Source organism: Pseudomonas huaxiensis, assembly GCF_003231275.1.
Classification (GTDB): domain Bacteria; phylum Pseudomonadota; class Gammaproteobacteria; order Pseudomonadales; family Pseudomonadaceae; genus Aquipseudomonas; species Aquipseudomonas huaxiensis.
In genome coordinates this window covers 523,387-539,380 of record NZ_QKVL01000001.1, presented here as the reverse complement: position 1 = coordinate 539,380, position 15,994 = coordinate 523,387, and the positions used below count along the sequence as shown (strand labels likewise).

The following is a 15,994-nucleotide window of genomic DNA, read 5'->3' as shown; positions in this document are numbered from 1 at the left end:
TTTCCGCCCTCTGGGACGGACGCCTCCACAATGGAGGCCATCATGCACCCATCCCCCCTGTTCCAGATCGAGGAATGCCCAGACCTGTACGTCGACGCCTGCGTGTGCGACGAGCAGCGCAACCTGGTGTTCATGTCGGCCTGGGGTCGTGACACTGCCCTGCAGGAGTTTCTGGCCAGGCTCACGCTTGGCCGGGAAGATAACGGCCTCGAGCAGTTTCACATTCTCGTCGACGGGCGGAGCATCCCCGTTTTCCCCAACCAGGACCAGCTGGAAAAGCGCACAACACGGCAATTCCGCGGGACTTTGTTCGGCAGCATGTTGCACCTCTGGCTGTTCGATCGACGCGCCTCGGTGCCCGACCAAGCCAATCACTTCGCCTTCGCCCTACTGAAGCGTAATGAAGCCCCACACCATCGGCTCTGGCCGCTGGTGATCGAGACCTGCCCGCTTCCCCTTCTCTCCCACTGGCGCGAGCCTGTGATGGAAGTCCTCACCCAGCACCAGATGCTGATCGCCCTCCCTGGAGCGTTCGGCGATGTCTGCGCCTGGCGACTCGCCATGAAGCTCGAGGTACTTGAGCCTGCTCTCGGAGAGCTGATTCGCCAGGGCGTACTCACCACTGAAGCTCAGGCGCCTGCCTGAGCTCATTCACCAATTCAAAGGATGCCCTATGGCCCTCATGTTTCCGCGCCTGGCGCGCAACTTTGCCCGCAACGGCTACTACCCCACCGATGAAATCACTCTTGAACGCACGCTGCAGGCACTCACTCCCGCCACTTCGGGCAGGATGAGGATCTGCGACCCTTGTGCCGGTGAGGGTGTTGCCCTTGCTGAAGCAGCTCACTTCCTGGGCCGCGACCAGGTCCAAGCGTTCGCGGTCGAGTACGATCGCGAACGCGCGGTTCACGCGCGAGGTCTGCTCGACCGGGTGCTACACAGTGACCTCTTCGACACCTTGATCAGCCGTCAGTCGTTCGGCTTGCTCTGGCTCAACCCCCCCTACGGTGACCTGGTCGCGGATCACTCCGGTGCATCACAGTACCAAGGCAGCGGCCGCCGGCGCTTGGAGAAAGCCTTTTATCAACGCTGCCTCCCGCTTCTGCAGTATGGCGGTGTCCTGGTGCTCATCGTTCCTCACTACGTGCTGGACGACGAGGTGACAGGATGGCTGAGCAACCACTTCGCCGAACTGCGCGTATACGGTGCTGCAGACCCCACCTTCAAACAGGTGGTGATCTTCGGCATTCGCGTACGCCGGCAAGACTTGGCTCGGTCCATCACTAACCAGGTGAGGTCCCACCTGCAGGCGATCGGTGCTGGGCAGGAACTGGCCGAGGAGATCCCTGCGACGTGGCCATGGGAGCCGTACCTCGTTCCGTCAGTTGCCAGCGAGCTGGAGCATTTCTACCGCATTACTCTGGAGCCGGAGCAATTCGCCTCCGAGACTCTGCGGCTGCGTGGGCTCTGGCCCGACTTCAACCTGCACTTTGGGCAAGCTGGCCTTCAACCGCGAGCCCCTGTTCGCGAGCTTTCCTGCTGGCATCTCGCACTGGCCCTAGCCGCCGGCGCAATCTCGGGTGTTGTCCGCTCGAAGTCGGGCCGGACCTTGGTCGTGAAGGGTGACACCTACAAGGACAAGGTGCGCAAGACCGAATTCACCGAGGATGAGAAAGGCAACGTCTCAGAAGTCAGGATCCTCACCGACCGGTTTATTCCGATCATCCGAGCTTGGGAAATGACCCCCTCCTCGATAAACCACGGCCAGGTGCTGATCATCAGTTCTTCGCCGGCGAGCATCGACGAAGCGGTTGCAACTGATGAGCCAGTTGCAACGTCACTGTTTAACCCAGGACAGATCGTGATGACCGCCGCTATCAGTCATCTAGTGGAAACCGGGCAGCTCAATCCCACCTCTTCGCTGAAACGCCATCTGGCAGGTGACTGGGGCGAGCTATGCGATGACGACAGAGCCTCCAACCAGCTCGCACTTACCCACGGAGACCGCTTGTTCTCAAGCTACGACATCGACGCCGGCGACGAGTCCAGGCTCTGGATCATCACCGAAGCCGACCGTAGCTCAACCACCCTGCTACTTCCCAGCGACTACTGACCCAAGCCGCAACGGCTAACACACCACATAGACCCGCAGGGTATGCCCATACCCGCCGGGGTTTGTGCATGCCCTGCGTTACCTGCAGGAGATGCACATGAACGCACTGACCCAATCGGCCACCTCCCCCCTGAACATCAACCTGACCGATTTCATCGACGAGTTCGGCGACGAGCTCCTGGAGTCGCTCAACCGCTCCAACCCTCCGGTTTATACCGGCAGCATTAACGAACAGCGCCAGGCCGTGATGGCAAGTCTCAAGCGCACGCCATTCGTGGCGCAAGCTGAGGTTGTTCAAGCCATCACCGCGCTTCTGCTCGATCGCAACGAGCAAGCTGCGATCATCAACGCAGAGATGGGTACCGGGAAGACGATGATGGCCATCGCAGTCGCTGCCGTGCTCCACGCGGCAGGCTACCGTCGAACCCTCGTCATCTCGCCACCTCACTTGGTCTACAAGTGGCGGCGCGAGATCCTGGAGACCACGCCAGGCGCCCGCGTCTGGGTGCTCAACGGCCCGGACACGTTGGTCAAGCTGCTTAAGTTGCGTGACCAGTCGGGGCAAATCTATGACGGCAGGCCGGAGTTCTTCATCCTCGGCCGAGTCAGGATGCGGATGGGCTTCCACTGGCGACTCGCCTGCTGGAAACGGCGCACTGCAGGTGGCCAGCCGCTGGCGGCATGTCCAGATTGTGGCCAGGTCCTCGAGGACCTGGAAGGCAACCTGGTCACCGTGGATGAGTTCGAGCGCGGTGATCGCCGTCGCAACTGCAGTGCCTGCAACGCTGCCCTCTGGACGCTTATGCGCCCAGGCAAAGCCGATGGTGGGGACCGACGCTCGACAATCCTGAAGTCGATGTGCCGGATACCAACGATCGGCCCGGTCCGGGCGGAACGGCTGCTCAACGACTTCGGCGAGGACTTCCTGGCCTCGATGCTGGTCGACAACGTCTCAGAGTTCATCAACTTGATGGACTCGAAAGGCGACTTCGTCTTCAGCGACGGCCAGGCCAAGCGCATGGAGCGGGCGATGGCCAACATCGAGTTCGGATTCGGCGAGGGTGGCTACCAGCCGACAGAGTTCATCAAGCGCTACCTACCCGATGGCTTCTTCGATCTGTTAGTTGTCGACGAGGGGCATGAGTACAAGAACAGCGGTTCGGCTCAGGGCCAGGCCATGGGGGTGTTGGCCGCGAAGGCGCGTAAAACCGTCCTTCTCACCGGGACCTTGATGGGCGGCTACGCCGACGACCTGTTCTACCTCCTGTTCCGCATTCTCACCCAGCGCATGATCGAGGACGGCTACCGACCCAACGCACGCGGCAGTTTGGCTCCTGCAGCCATGTCGTTCATGCGCGATCACGGAGTCCTCAAGGACATCTACACCGAGCGCGATGGCGATTCGCACAAGACTGCCAAGGGCAAGAAACTGTCGGTACGCACCGTGAAGGCCCCAGGCTTCGGCCCTAAAGGCATCCACCGGTTCGTGCTGCCATTCACCGTGTTCCTGAAACTCAAGGATATCGGTGGCAACGTGCTGCCCAGCTACCAGGAGGAGTTCATCGACGTGCCCATGGCGCCGGAGCAGGCCTCGGCCTACCAGCGCTTGGCGGCCACGTTGACCGCTGAGCTCCGCCAGGCCCTGGCCCGGAGAGACACCACCTTATTGGGAGTGGTGCTCAATGTGCTACTGGCCTGGCCGGACTGCTGCTTCCGATCGGAGATGGTCAAACATCCGCGCACACGAGACACGCTGGCCTTTGTACCGGCACTCTTCGGCGACGATGAACTGATGCCCAAGGAGCAGGCGCTGCTGAACCTGTGCCTCGAGGAGAAAGCTAAAGGCCGCAAGATCCTTGCATATACCGTCTACAGTGGGACGCGCGACACTACGTCCAGGCTGAAGAAGGTCCTCGAGCAGGCAGGCCTCCGCGCTTCAGTACTGCGGGCCACGGTTGACACAGCTCGACGCGAGGACTGGATCCTCGACCAGGTCGACCGCGGTGTCGACGTGCTGCTAACCAACCCGGAGCTGGTCAAGACCGGGCTGGACCTGCTGGACTTCCCAACCATCGCGTTCTTACAGACGGGGTACAACGTGTACACCCTACAGCAGGCCGCGCGGCGATCTTGGAGGATCGGGCAGAAACACCCGGTCCGCGTGGTGTTCTTCGGCTACGCCGGCAGTTCGCAGATCACCTGCCTGGAGCTGATGGCCAAGAAGATCGCAGTGGCACAAAGCACGTCGGGGGATGTACCGGAGTCTGGGCTCGATTCCCTGAACCAGAATGGTGAGTCGGTTGAAATGGCGCTAGCAAGACAACTGATCGCTGCATAGCATACGGCCACCCTAGGGTGGCCTTTTTTCACCTGCGAATATGACACCCTGACTGGTTTGAGCACTAATGGAATTACCGATGAAAGGACAACTCGAGCTATGGATGCCTTAATCTGGCTGCGGCCACCGAAAGGTGGCCAGATCTCGCTGCTCAGTGCTTATCCCCGGACTTTCGTTCTCCTGCCCATAATAGCCGTCCCTTTCAGCCTTCTATGCTTGGCAGGTCTCATGCAAAGCCTCTTGTGCATGGGCCTCAACCATACCGATCAGCTCGACGTCTTTAGGGCACTCGCGCTTCAACCAGTCGCTCAGCACGAAATGGTGATCAAGCTGTGACATTTCCCAATAAACGACTCATGCGAAATAGATGCAACTGATCAAACGACATCTGAGTCGACTGTTTTTTCTCACGCAGATGCCACAACCACCAGTGAGCAGCCTTCGTTGGAGGCAGGCACTTGGGTGCTTTGATGATTTGATTGGAGCTCGCTTCAAATTTCGTCCCATCGGGACGAAAGAGGTCTGCCCATTCTGATAGAAATGATTGAATAGGTCATCTGGTTGAATCATGACCGCTGACCTCATCTCTCTGAACCCTGATTGCGTGCTGACTCTCCATTGCATAGAGCGAGGGTATAGCGATGAATGCGATCAGTGGATCGGTGCGGCGTATAGATAGTGTGTCCCACCATGTGGATGACTGGTTCTCCATCTATGACAATCATCGACTGCGGCGGGACTACCCGAACGCTTATCACGATGAACTCCTTAGGCGTGCTGACGAGATGGATCGGCAGAGACTTATCGACTGGCGGCAGTGGCGCGATCTACGGGTGCTTGCTGATAAAAGCTACTTGGAGGCCGTGGCGGGATCCGAGTTTAAGGCTCCTACTGAAGAGCACTACGGCTGCTAAGAATGTGGGATGTGTGGCCGGGTTCATGTGCCGGATAATGAAGGTACTTGTTCTGGAAGACGATCAGACGTTGAGGACATTGATGTCCGATATCATTCGGGAATTGGGAGGTGGCTGCACCACATTCGATAACGCCGATGACGCGCTCATCGAGTTATTGGAGCAGCACGGTAGCCTCTCTCTGGCCATCGCCGACCATGGGCTACCTGGTAGCATCAAAGGTATGGAGTTCCTTTCCATGATCCAACAGAAGTGACCCGATTTGCCCTGTATCTTCACGTCCGGCTTCAACCTAGACACAGCTGGGCTCGATCCTCGGACCATCTTCCTTTTCATACCTTGGGCTCTTGAACAACTCATTGACGCCATCGGACAAGCCCTGAGCCGGTAACCCCCTCTACTCTGGGTACTTCCTCTTGCTGAACTGTTCGAGAACGGGCATTACCAGTTGGTCAAAAGACTCTGAAGGCCACGGTTTGGGCAGAAAAGACACTCCCATGGGCAGTGCTCTTCCCATCTCTTCATAGAACCCGCTCATTACTATGACCCCAGCGGCCGGAAGTCTTGCCCGGGCTGTGGCTGCAAGAGCAAGCCCGTCGACAGGTCCTGGGGTTCTAACGTCCGTCAGAACCAACGCCCAGTCCTGAGTACCTAGAGCGGCGAGGCCTTCAACGGCCGTTGCAAAGCTGTTCACCACCGCTCCGAGATCCTGGAGCATAAAGGTGAGGATTTCTCTTAACGCAGGTTCGTCTTCTACAAGCATCACGGGGGGAAGCGGGGGAAGGGAAATCGTTTGTTTCATCGTCGTCTGGCTCGCGTAATGCGCACCCGGTCGAAGCTGACATCCTGTCGCCGTCCTCAAGGCGGCTTGGTGCGCGATATCATTACGACATCGCTAGTACCAGAAAAATTCATTCTGACTCCCCTAATCAATCAAGCGCTCCAAGCTAGCGTTGCTGCTCGATTCTTCCGTGCTCCTTTCCGTCGTCGGAAGCGCTAGGCTCTTGCAGATCCACTTGACCGCAATTTTCAGCCATCGCGCGGTATTCCCTGCGCAGTGCTGGAAGCTCTTTGCTGTCCATATCCTCCAAGTCCAAGACAGAACGTTGAGCCGACTTGGTGGCGCGGATCAGCTCGTCCAGCTTCACGTGGATGATGTCGTTATCCCTGTTCTGCGTGTTTTGGATCAGAAACACCATCAGGAAAGTGATGATCGTCGTAGAGGTGTTGATGATGAGCTGCCAGGTGTCGTTGTAGTGAAACCAAGGCCCCGTGACAGCCCAGAGCAAGATCAGAAGCATGGCCACCAGAAACGTCCGAGGGCTGCCTGCTCGGTTCGACAGCCACTGGCAAAACATCGCGAATTTCATGATTTCCTTCCTTTTTGGTCCCTATATCCATGGGACCGCAACAAGCGCCTGAAATCTTTTTTACATTTTCTCGCGTAGTGATGCGAGCCGCTGCCGTGGTGGTCTTCGCCGCTGATTAAATCCGACTGAATTTCGTCATCTCTCCTCCGCTCCATAGGCTTGGTTAACAAGTGGAGAGAACCCCCATGGCAGGATCACCGCTATACGTCATCGAATACGAGCTGCACGGCAGCTATCGAACTTTCATTATCCGCCTGGAGAAGATGGACAACGCCGAAGCCTGGCATTGGGCGAGTTGCGACGCGGGTGTGGGACTGATTCCGAGGTTCGGCCAGCACTCGCTCAAGAAAGTGAGCAGGCCAATGGCCGAGCGTCATGGGATCACAAACGTCAAATGGCGGGTATCAGGCCAAGGGCCAGCTTTCGTGCCCCAGCCGGTAGATGTTGGAAAGTTTTCTACGACGTGAGAAAGGAGTACCAGGGCGTGAGCCGCCTTGGTACAGCACTGATCGGATCAGCGACTGTTGCCGCTTGGACGACCGCCGCCATGGCTCTGCTGACCACCGGTACGTCCGGCCTCGGAGGCTCGTTCGTGGTCATTGGCGAAATTGCCACCAGATGACTTCCCGCCCTTGCGTCCGGCTTCCGCCACTTTCTCCCGATCGTTTGCGAAGTTGCCCGGATTGCTGTTTGCGCTCCCGCCCTGATGGCCGCGATTGCTCTGGTTGTTTGCCATGATCTTTCACCTCATGTTCTGGTTTCACACAGGAAAGTCTGTGTTCCTCTAGGACGCCTGGAATGGCTTCGATCATTCACTCGAATCGCTCCGTGTCGGACGAGGTGCGTTAAAGGATGAGAGGGTTAGCCTGTCGCGCACAAACGCCTTGTTTCCCGGCGGTTTCCAGCATGGGTATTTGGGTCATCAATGTTTGAACGCTTCTGAACAGCCCCCGAGGCAGACGGTCTATCGACCTGGGTGTACCGGAACGGAGCAATCATGAATTTCGAATGCCTGCTTGAAGAACTGCTGATCGCTAGGGGGCCTGGCGGCCAGGAGGATGAGGTTCGCACGGTTTGCCTGCGAGAGCTGGGGCGCTGGGGCGACACCGTGGAGACCGACAGGGCGGGCAATGTGCTCGGGGTGGTCCGGGCGCCGGGGAACGTCGAGCCGCAGTCGGCGATCCGGGTCATGGCTCACCTCGATGAAATCGCGATGATCGTGAAGAGGGTCCGCGCCGACGGCCACCTTGAGGTGGTGGCGCTGGGTGGCGCCCAGCCCGTTTCCTTCGGCGTTTGTCCAGTCGATATCCTGGGGGATCAGGAGGTCCTCCCCGGCGTTCTGTCGTATGGCTCTATGCATAACAGTGGTAGCACGCCCAGTGGTCGGGATGTGCTTTCCGGTGACGTGCAATGGAAAGATGTCTACGTCGTTACCCGGAAGTCGAAGCAGGAACTGGAACGGGTCGGTGTCCGTCCCGGTAGCCGGGTGGTGCTCAGCCAGCACTGGCGCAGGCCGTTCAGGGTGCAAGATTGCATCGCCGCCCATTTTCTGAACGATCGGGCTCCGCTGGTCGCGGTGATAGAGGCGGCAAGGCTGCTGCAGCAAAACCGCGAGCGACTGAAGCAGGACGTCTGGTTCGTTTGTACCACCCTGGAGGAAGAGTCCAATGCCGGCGCCCTGTACGCCGCATCCAGACTCCCTGGCGATACCACCATCGCCGTGGAGGTCGGGCCGGTTCTGGAGGAATACGACACTTCGCTTTCTGCCCATCCGATCATCAATACCGGCGACCAGAAAGACTATTACAGCCGTTCGGTCGTTCAGGCCTTAATGGCCGCTACCATTCGCGCAGGTTATGAGCCACAGTCAGCACTGCTGGTGGATTTCGCCTCTGACGCCAGCGCCGTGCTGAGTACGGGTGTTGACGCCCTGGCGGGGTGTATTGCCATCCCAACAGAAAACACTCATGGCTTTGAAATGGTTCTGTCAGAAGGTATTTCGGCCTGTGCTGCTACACTGGTCGAATATTTGATACATCCATCGACCGATAAAGTCTGCACAACGGATCAGGAAGGAAAGCCGCGTGAACGTTGAGCGCTCAGGTATGGAATTATCCGGTTGCCGCATCGTCGTGATTGAGGACGATCTGGTCTTGCGGGATCTCCTCGTCAGCATCATTGATGGACGCGGCGCCGCCTCTGTGGCCTTCAACAATGCCGAAGACGCGCTCGTCTACTTGCTGGAGCAGCAAGGCCAATGCGATCTGGTTATCGCCGACCATGGCGTACCAGGCACCATAAAGGGCCTGGAGCTAGCGGAAATGATCAAGCAGAAGTGGGCGACCCTGCCTGTGCTTCTGACGTCGGGCTACCCCCTGGATACGGAGCATTTGCCCGCGCCGATGAGTTTCCTCTTCAAGCCCTGGTCGATCGAGGAGCTTGATGTCGCCCTTGCGCAACTGCTGACTGAATGGGCTGGACGCGGCCAACCAAGCTCGGGCCTGACTCCGTAGAAAACGGTCATTCCTCGGGAATGATCGATATTTTCCCGTTGCGCTCCACGATCGCGAATTTGATCTGTTCAACCTTCTCCACGCCTTGGCTGTTACGGGCCGACTCCAGAATATCGTCCTCGGTAAGCCGTGCTCGCCGCATCCGCTCATGAAGAAAACGCCCCCGTTCCACCACGAGGGTGGCGTGGCCATCGAGAAAGCGGGCAAGAGGCCGGGAGCTCAGCTTCGCCAGAGACAGGCCTACGTCCAGGACGATCAGCGTGGCGATCACCAGCATAGCGTTGGTAAAGGAGAAGTCCTCTCCCAACAGGGCCTGTTGGGTCGCCTCGCCAATGATCAGCAGCAACACAAAGTCGAACGTGGTCAGGTCTGCCAATGAGCGTCTGCCGGCGATCCGGAACAGGATCATCAGGGCGATATACATGCCCGCGGCTCGGAGGATCGAGTCCATGAAACGCTCCTAGGGAAACAGGAAGGTTGAAAAACTGACGGAGGTGCCGGGACCTGCCTCTACCAGCCCCTGCAGCGTGCCGACGTACTCCGAACGAACGGTGAGGTATAGGGTGGCGACGCCGTCTGCACTCGTGCCCAACTGGAGAAGCAGAGCCTGGCCTCGCGACATCGAGGTTTGAGGTTCGGGCTGCATCGTCTCGATGCTGGCCTCACGCAGCAGTGTGCCGTCCAGCACCAATGTCACAGGTTTTCCCGCTGCGCCTCGCACCGAGATCCGCAGATCGTCCACCGTGCCGCTGCGGCTCAAGCGCTGGTACTGCACGCGAAGGTTGCCGTCGGCGCTGACCGCTTCGGCATTGCTCAGCGGCCCGTTGCCGAATACGCCGGCGAGCGCCAGGAGCACGATAAGGACCAAGGTGTACCAGCCGATGCGTTCGAAGTTCCAGACACGCTGCTGCATCCGCATGTCTTCGTGGACCGGAAACCGCCGCGAGTGCAGCTCTTCTTCCTTCATCATCAATGCCCTCAGGCCCGTTCACCCCGCAACCAGCGCCGGTGGTAATGAGGAAGCTGAGTCAGGCCATAGAGCGCCGCTTCCCGCATCACCTCGCTGCGCTCCCCAAAAAAGCGCTGACAGCGGGTAAAGACCGCTGGGGGTTCCCCGGCAAAGGCCCAGGCAAAGCACAGTGTGCCAGGAGCAATACCATCTTCAGGCTCAGGGCCAGCGACGCCAGTAGTGGCGATGGCAATATCTGCCTTGCTGTCATTTAGCGCGCCAATTGCCATTTCCCAGGCAACGGCCTCACTGGTCAGGCCGTATCGTTCGATCGTCTCGGGAGTCACACCAAGCAGTCGTTGTTTGGCTTGGGGGGAATAAACCACGTACCCGCTTTCCACCACCTCACCAGTGCCAGGCACCGTGGCCAGCAGCGAGATCATGTAGCCCGCCGTGCAGGACTCGGCGGTGGTCAGCAGCAGGTCATGCTGTTTGCAGTACGCCAGTACGTCCGCAACCGGATCCTCACGCATCGCTCTAGCCCGCCTCGTTGTTTCTGGGTTGACGGTTTTCCGAAACGATTGGTTCAGCGCAGGATTGAGGAGCGTACCAGCCGCAATCGCTTACTCAGGCCTGCCTCATGTCAAATCGGTTTATCGACAAGCTGGACAGTCGGATCAGTTACGCTACTTTGACGAAACGACAGACCAAACTGGCATAGGGCTGGCTCAATGAAACAGCGGGGACAGACATTCTGGGAATGGGCAGATCCCGATCTACATCACCGTACCCATGATGAAAAACTGGATAACGGATGTACGATCGATGTGCAGGTACGCTTGGCGCGGACGGGAGAAACTCAACTCTTCGTCGGGATCTACGATGAGCTCGGTAGGCCGCTCTCTGAAGAGGGCTTCGACAAGCGTCCCGGTGAGACAATGACCCGCGCACTACATTGGGGTGTTGCGCACGCCCGACAACTTGGTCGGGCCGCCTCTGTATCGGTAGCGAAGCAACGCGGCATGTGAGGTGTGCCCCATCCCGCCGGGCGGTGGCGGGATGAAGGCATGTGACCCTCAGCCCGCCATCTACTTGCCGAGCTTCTTCTGGACGGCGTCGGCGCTGGAACCCACCGCCTTGACCGCGTCGCGAAGCTGCTGCTCGGTGACGCCGAACTTCTTGGTCCAGTACTGGACCTCCCACGATTCCGACAGGTTGATGCGAGACCGGTCTTGCGGCCCCCGGTTGGTAAGATCGTCAGCCATATTCCCTTGTCCTCGTTGACGCCTGACCCGCTCAGGCCCCAAAGAATATAGACCAGCGATTTGTTTCCGCCGGGCCGTCGCATGCCGGTGGAACGGCCGAAACGCTGCCGCGTCTGACATTGAAGACCCGCAGCAATAGAGGCCACCACTTCCATGAGTTTCATCATCTGGGTCGCCACCTTGGGAATGGTGCTGCTGGTATTGGCCCTGACATCTTCCTATCTGCGCTGGACACCGGTCACCACAGCCGTCGTATGCCTGGGTCTCGGAATCGGCCTAGGCCCTGCCGGGCTCGGTCTGTTGCAGTTGCCGATTTCGTCGTCCAGGGGCTGGATGGAACACCTGACCGAAGCGGCAGTGCTGTTCTCGTTGTTCGTCAGCGGCCTCAAGCTGCGCCTGCCGCTCCACCACCAGCGCTGGAAGATTGCGTTCCTCCTGGCTGGCCCGGTGATGCTTCTGTGCATCGGCGGCGTGACCCTGCTCTTGCACTACGGTATGAATCTGGGCTGGGGTGTTTCCGTGCTGATCGGTGCAATCCTGGCTCCCACCGACCCGGTGCTCGCCACCTTGGTCCAGGTCAGCGATGCACAGGACTACGATGGCGTGCGTTTCGGCTTGTCCGGCGAGGCCGGCCTTAACGATGGCGTGGCGTTTCCGTTCGTGCTGCTCGGCCTGCTGCTGATGCAGCACACCACAGGCATCGGCCAGAGTCTTGGCGGCTGGCTGACGGGCAGCGTGCTATGGGCGGTCCCGGCGGGCCTGCTCAGTGGTTACTGGATGGGCCGAGGCCTTGGCCAACTCACGCTGTATCTGCGCATCCGCAACGAAGACAGCACGATCTCGCCGAATGACTACTTGACCCTGGCTTTGATCGCGCTGGCGTATTTTTTTGCCGAACTCATCCATGCCTATGGCTTCCTCGCCGTTTTCGCGGCGGGCCTCGGCCTGCGCCAGGCGGAGGCCCGCACCAGCACCGACCAGGCCGAGCCGGCCGAGCACCTGGTGCAGCCGGTGGTCGGTCACCAGCACCTAGCGCCTGAGCACGCAGTGAAAGGTAATGTGGAGTCGCTGGAGGAGGCACAGGTGGCCGCCGGCATTATGCTCGGCGACATGCTGGCCTTTGGCAGTCTCGTGGAGCGGGCCATGGAGGTTTTTCTGGTGACGTTGCTAGGCGTGGTCCTGATCGAGCACTGGGACTGGCGGGCCCTGATTGTGGCCGGCGCTCTGTTCCTGCTGATCCGGCCCCTGAGTGTTGTACTCATGCCTTGGGACAAGCTGCTGGACTATCAGCAGCGAGTGCTGATCGGCTGGTTCGGCATTCGCGGCATCGGCAGCCTGTACTACCTGTTCTATTGCCTCAGTCATGACCTATCGCCAAGTACTGGTGAGCTGATCATCAATCTAACCGTCTCGGTGGTGGCATTGAGCATCCTGCTGCACGGCGTGACGACACAGCCCATTCTGGCTCGCTACCGACGATAGACCGTTGGCGGACAAGATTATGTGCCGTCATTGGTTAGCACCTTTGGTCCTTCCTCTTCGTGACGCGGGGGAACGCAGCTGCTTTTCCCGGTACCTGATCTGAACAGGGTGTGATTCGTTCGCCCTTTCAATCGGGAGTCCAAGATGAAAGCAATCGTGTACAACGGTCCGCGTGACGTCGCAGTGAAAGACGTACCAGACGCCAGAATCGAGAAGCCCACCGATGTCCTGGTCCGCATTACCACCACCAACATCTGTGGTTCGGACCTCCACATGTATGAAGGTCGTACCTCATTCGAGGCCGGTCGGGTCTTCGGGCACGAGAACCTGGGCGAGGTCATCGAGGTGGGGCTTGGAGTCGATCGGGTGAAGGTGGGCGATCGGGTCTGCCTGCCGTTCAACATCGGCTGCGGCTTCTGCGAGAACTGCGAAAAAGGCCTGACGGGCTTCTGCCTGACCGCCAATCCCGGCTCGGCTGGTGCCGCATATGGGTTCGCCGAGATGGGGCCGTACCAAGGTGGCCAAGCGGAGCTGCTTCGGGTGCCCTATGCGGACTTCAACTGCCTGGTCCTGCCAGAGGATGCCCAGGAGCGCGAGGATGACTACGTCATGCTTTCGGACATCTTCCCGACCGGCTGGCACGCCACCGAACTGGCCGGCCTCCTACCGGGGGAAAGCATCGCCATCTACGGGGCTGGGCCCGTTGGCCTGATGGCTGCCCATTCCGCCATGATCAAGGGCGCCTCCCAGGTGTTCGTCATCGACAACCAGCCGGACCGGCTGAAGCTGGCAGCGCAGATGGGCGCCACGCCAATCAATTCCGTCGAGCAGCAGGCAGTGGAGCAGATCCTCAACCTCACTCATGGCAAGGGCACGGACCGAGGCTGCGAGTGTGTGGGCTATCAGTGCTGCGATCGCCATGGCCACGAGGCCAATTACCTCACCATGAACAACCTGGTGGCCTCGACGAAAGCGACCGGCGGCATCGGCGTGGTTGGCGTTTTTGTCCCGCAGGATCCAGGTGCGAAGAACGAACTGGCCAAGGAAGGCAAGATGGCCTTCGACTTCGGCGCGTTCTGGTTCAAGGGGCAGCAGATCCGCACCGGTCAGGCCAACGTCAAAGCCTACAACCGCCGGCTAGCCGAATTGATCCATCATGGTCGTGCAACGCCGTCGCAGATCATTTCCCACCGCCTGAAGCTCGCGGAAGGGCCTGATGCCTACAAGCATTTCGATGCGCGCGATGATGGATGGACGAAGGTTGTTCTCAAACCCGCCGCTTAGACCGCTGGGCCTTTTCGGAGAGGTCGGGCGCGGCCTCTCCGCCAAGAAGATGACTCACGTCCCGGCCTCCCCGCAGCTCCCATCGTCCCATTCTTGAGCCTCGGCGGGTATCGCGCTGCAGAAGACTGATATCTGCAGTGCGGCACTCATATTTGAGCCATAATTTAAAGATAGCCCCCGTAGATTGAGGGAGACGTATCATTCTGGACGGCCACCGCAGGGATCTAGCATTTATGAAGCAATCACTAACCGAGGCTATGATTTCTCTCGAACCTCTGACCAAGGAAGCGACTGAAGCCTTACGCCGCTACCAAGAGGCCAGATCTACTCATTGCTCAGCCGAGACGGTCGAGCGCCTGCGCTTAGAGGCCGAGAGCTTGTTCCAAGCGATAGCTGAGTATCAGGCCGGCGTGTTTGGAGCACGCCAATCCACCAGACACTGATACTACCCGCCACCGCCTATAAGAGGCCTCTGAGCGCGAGCCGAACTCGCAACGCGTGGTTCGTACCCTACCCTTTACTATGCTCGTCGGAGGTCGGCCCCGTTCCGCGCTTGATTCCACGGGGCCCTGCTACACCCCAAATCGCGAGTCCAAGAATAGGAAGAACCACCAGAATCAATGACCACATGATCTTGGTGGCATCAGTTTTGTCACTGCGGAAAACACTCACGATCGCCCACAAATCAGCCAGCACGATAATTCCTGCTAACACAATCCAAAAGTACGTCACAGGCTCACTCATGACCGTTTCTCCAATGTGTTTGAAATGGCCGCCTGATTGACATCGCTAGCGCCCTTCTAACTAGATGAATTCAGAGGATCAGGTAAGTTCAACCTACGGGTTGGCTATGAGGATGATCGGCGAAAAAACCTTTGGGCCAATGGAGCGGGCTGTCGTCCATGCAGAAGGGGAAACCCAAGCTGATCCACTCATGTTGCACACCAGTGATAGCTGCGCTCACACATATCGAGCAGTTGGATTACTACCAAATCGTGCACCGTGCGTGGTTGCTTGCTAGTTCCACTGACAGAGGTGCCTGGTAGCGAAAAGGTGCTTAAACATGTTTGTTCTGGGACCTAGCGGCAAGAATCACCCTCTCAGAGCTCACCAGAGACCATAGATCACTCCTCATAGAGACCGGCTCTTGCTCAGCGATACCAACCATCGCGAAGAGGGAACCCTGCTGTTTCCACTCAACTCAACCCTAGGCAAGTTCCTCCAATTGACCCCTGATGAGGGAATGTCATGAATGCTATCGACTTACTGATTCAAGACCACAAGCTGGTGAAGAAGCTGCTGCAAGAGCTTTCCAGCACCACAGAGCGCGCAGTGAAAAAGCGCGTCGAGTTACTGCATCGGATCGAGCACGAACTGCAGATCCATACATCGCTGGAAGAAAAGATTCTCTACCCGGCGATCAAGCAAGCAGGTGGCAAGGAAGAAGCGAAAATGTACTACGAGGCCAAGGAAGAGCATCGCACAGTCGACTCCCTGGTGCTCCCTGATCTGCTACACACCGAGACCGGAACCGTCGAGTTCACAGGACGGGTAAAAGTCATGAAAGAGCTGCTGGAGCACCATATCGAGGAGGAAGAGAGCGAGCTCTTCCCTACCGCGAAGAAGCTGCTGGGTAAAGACGCTCTTGAGGAGCTGGGCCGAGCCATGGAGGCGCAGAAGAAGTTGCTCAAGGGCGAGCAACGAGCTGCCTGATTCAGCATTGGCCTGCTGGCCCATACCAGGCTGGCAGGCGCCTCTCGTGTAAA

18 protein-coding genes and 1 pseudogene are annotated in these 15,994 nt (G+C 58.7%); 11 read left to right on the top strand and 8 right to left on the bottom strand.

Annotated features, from left to right (window positions below; translation table 11 throughout):
• Positions 1 to 42 precede the first annotated feature (42 nt).
• The 4 genes from DM374_RS02610 to DM374_RS34125 all read left to right on the top strand — a co-directional run bounded on the left by DM374_RS02610 (position 43) and on the right by DM374_RS34125 (position 5,621).
• Positions 43 to 645 carry a hypothetical protein gene (locus tag DM374_RS02610; RefSeq protein ID WP_404821275.1) on the top strand — a complete coding sequence of 201 codons (603 nt, stop codon included), beginning with the start codon at positions 43 to 45 and terminating at the stop codon, positions 643 to 645.
• A 28-nt stretch (positions 646 to 673) separates the two neighbouring features.
• Positions 674 to 2,113 carry a DUF6094 domain-containing protein gene (locus DM374_RS02605; protein WP_110968435.1) on the top strand — a complete coding sequence of 480 codons (1,440 nt, stop codon included), beginning with the start codon at positions 674 to 676 and terminating at the stop codon, positions 2,111 to 2,113.
• 97 nt (positions 2,114 to 2,210) lie between these two features.
• Positions 2,211 to 4,451, top strand: a complete 2,241-nt coding sequence (locus DM374_RS02600) for an SNF2-related protein (protein ID WP_110968434.1) — start codon at positions 2,211 to 2,213, stop codon at positions 4,449 to 4,451.
• 951 nt (positions 4,452 to 5,402) lie between these two features.
• A complete protein-coding gene (locus DM374_RS34125; protein ID WP_318531805.1) occupies positions 5,403 to 5,621 on the top strand; it encodes a response regulator in 219 nt (72 codons plus the stop codon).
• Positions 5,622 to 5,762: 141 nt separating this feature from the next.
• Here DM374_RS34125 and DM374_RS02585 read toward each other — a convergent pair whose 3' ends face one another.
• Both DM374_RS02585 and DM374_RS02580 read right to left on the bottom strand, forming a co-directional pair.
• The gene (locus tag DM374_RS02585) at positions 5,763 to 6,167 is read right to left on the bottom strand and encodes a response regulator (RefSeq protein ID WP_110968432.1); all 405 of its coding nucleotides are present in this window, start codon (positions 6,165 to 6,167) and stop codon (positions 5,763 to 5,765) included.
• Positions 6,168 to 6,312: 145 nt separating this feature from the next.
• Positions 6,313 to 6,735, bottom strand: a complete 423-nt coding sequence (locus DM374_RS02580) for a low affinity iron permease family protein (RefSeq protein ID WP_110968431.1) — start codon at positions 6,733 to 6,735, stop codon at positions 6,313 to 6,315.
• Positions 6,736 to 6,920: 185 nt separating this feature from the next.
• Between DM374_RS02580 and DM374_RS02575 the strand changes: the two genes are divergently transcribed.
• A complete protein-coding gene (locus DM374_RS02575) occupies positions 6,921 to 7,202 on the top strand; it encodes a DUF6555 family protein (RefSeq protein WP_110968430.1) in 282 nt (93 codons plus the stop codon).
• Positions 7,203 to 7,249: 47 nt separating this feature from the next.
• On the opposite strand, the pseudogene DM374_RS02570 reads toward DM374_RS02575, so the two are convergent.
• Positions 7,250 to 7,439, bottom strand: a pseudogene (locus DM374_RS02570) (general stress protein); the annotation flags it as partial.
• 293 nt (positions 7,440 to 7,732) lie between these two features.
• Here DM374_RS02570 and DM374_RS02565 point away from each other — a divergent pair.
• Positions 7,733 to 8,830 carry a M28 family peptidase gene (locus tag DM374_RS02565; RefSeq protein WP_110968428.1) on the top strand — a complete coding sequence of 366 codons (1,098 nt, stop codon included), beginning with the start codon at positions 7,733 to 7,735 and terminating at the stop codon, positions 8,828 to 8,830.
• Positions 8,820 to 9,248, top strand: a complete 429-nt coding sequence (locus tag DM374_RS02560) for a response regulator (RefSeq protein WP_110968427.1) — start codon at positions 8,820 to 8,822, stop codon at positions 9,246 to 9,248. The genes DM374_RS02565 and DM374_RS02560 overlap by 11 nt, the downstream gene beginning before the upstream one ends.
• Before the next feature lie 7 nt (positions 9,249 to 9,255).
• On the opposite strand, the gene DM374_RS02555 is transcribed toward DM374_RS02560, so the two are convergent.
• Genes DM374_RS02555 through DM374_RS02545 form a run of 3 tightly spaced genes read right to left on the bottom strand, consistent with a single transcriptional unit; the run spans position 9,256 to position 10,730 of the window.
• The gene (locus tag DM374_RS02555) at positions 9,256 to 9,699 is read right to left on the bottom strand and encodes a DUF421 domain-containing protein (RefSeq protein WP_110968426.1); all 444 of its coding nucleotides are present in this window, start codon (positions 9,697 to 9,699) and stop codon (positions 9,256 to 9,258) included.
• Positions 9,700 to 9,708: 9 nt separating this feature from the next.
• Positions 9,709 to 10,215 carry a hypothetical protein gene (locus tag DM374_RS02550; protein WP_110968596.1) on the bottom strand — a complete coding sequence of 169 codons (507 nt, stop codon included), beginning with the start codon at positions 10,213 to 10,215 and terminating at the stop codon, positions 9,709 to 9,711.
• An 11-nt stretch (positions 10,216 to 10,226) separates the two neighbouring features.
• Positions 10,227 to 10,730, bottom strand: coding sequence for a CinA family protein (locus DM374_RS02545; RefSeq protein ID WP_110968425.1), 504 nt, complete (start codon positions 10,728 to 10,730; stop codon positions 10,227 to 10,229).
• A 198-nt stretch (positions 10,731 to 10,928) separates the two neighbouring features.
• Here DM374_RS02545 and DM374_RS33595 point away from each other — a divergent pair, with 198 nt between their 5' ends.
• Positions 10,929 to 11,225, top strand: a complete 297-nt coding sequence (locus DM374_RS33595) for a hypothetical protein (RefSeq protein WP_110968424.1) — start codon at positions 10,929 to 10,931, stop codon at positions 11,223 to 11,225.
• A 60-nt stretch (positions 11,226 to 11,285) separates the two neighbouring features.
• Here the strand turns inward: DM374_RS33595 and DM374_RS02535 are convergent, their stop codons facing one another.
• Entirely contained in the window at positions 11,286 to 11,462 is a 177-nt protein-coding gene (locus DM374_RS02535; protein ID WP_075806333.1) for a DUF3606 domain-containing protein, read from the bottom strand.
• A gap of 153 nt (positions 11,463 to 11,615) precedes the next feature.
• On the opposite strand from DM374_RS02535, the gene DM374_RS02530 reads away from it, so the two are divergent.
• Positions 11,616 to 12,944 carry a cation:proton antiporter gene (locus DM374_RS02530; protein ID WP_110968423.1) on the top strand — a complete coding sequence of 443 codons (1,329 nt, stop codon included), beginning with the start codon at positions 11,616 to 11,618 and terminating at the stop codon, positions 12,942 to 12,944.
• 144 nt (positions 12,945 to 13,088) lie between these two features.
• Positions 13,089 to 14,228, top strand: a complete 1,140-nt coding sequence (locus DM374_RS02525; protein ID WP_110968422.1) for a glutathione-independent formaldehyde dehydrogenase — start codon at positions 13,089 to 13,091, stop codon at positions 14,226 to 14,228.
• 510 nt (positions 14,229 to 14,738) lie between these two features.
• On the opposite strand, the gene DM374_RS02515 is transcribed toward DM374_RS02525, so the two are convergent.
• Positions 14,739 to 14,972: a PLD nuclease N-terminal domain-containing protein gene (locus tag DM374_RS02515; protein WP_110968420.1), complete on the bottom strand. Its 234-nt coding sequence runs from the start codon at positions 14,970 to 14,972 to the stop codon at positions 14,739 to 14,741.
• Positions 14,973 to 15,476: 504 nt separating this feature from the next.
• Here DM374_RS02515 and DM374_RS02510 point away from each other — a divergent pair.
• Entirely contained in the window at positions 15,477 to 15,941 is a 465-nt protein-coding gene (locus DM374_RS02510; protein ID WP_110968419.1) for a hemerythrin domain-containing protein, read from the top strand.
• Positions 15,942 to 15,994 lie beyond the last annotated feature (53 nt).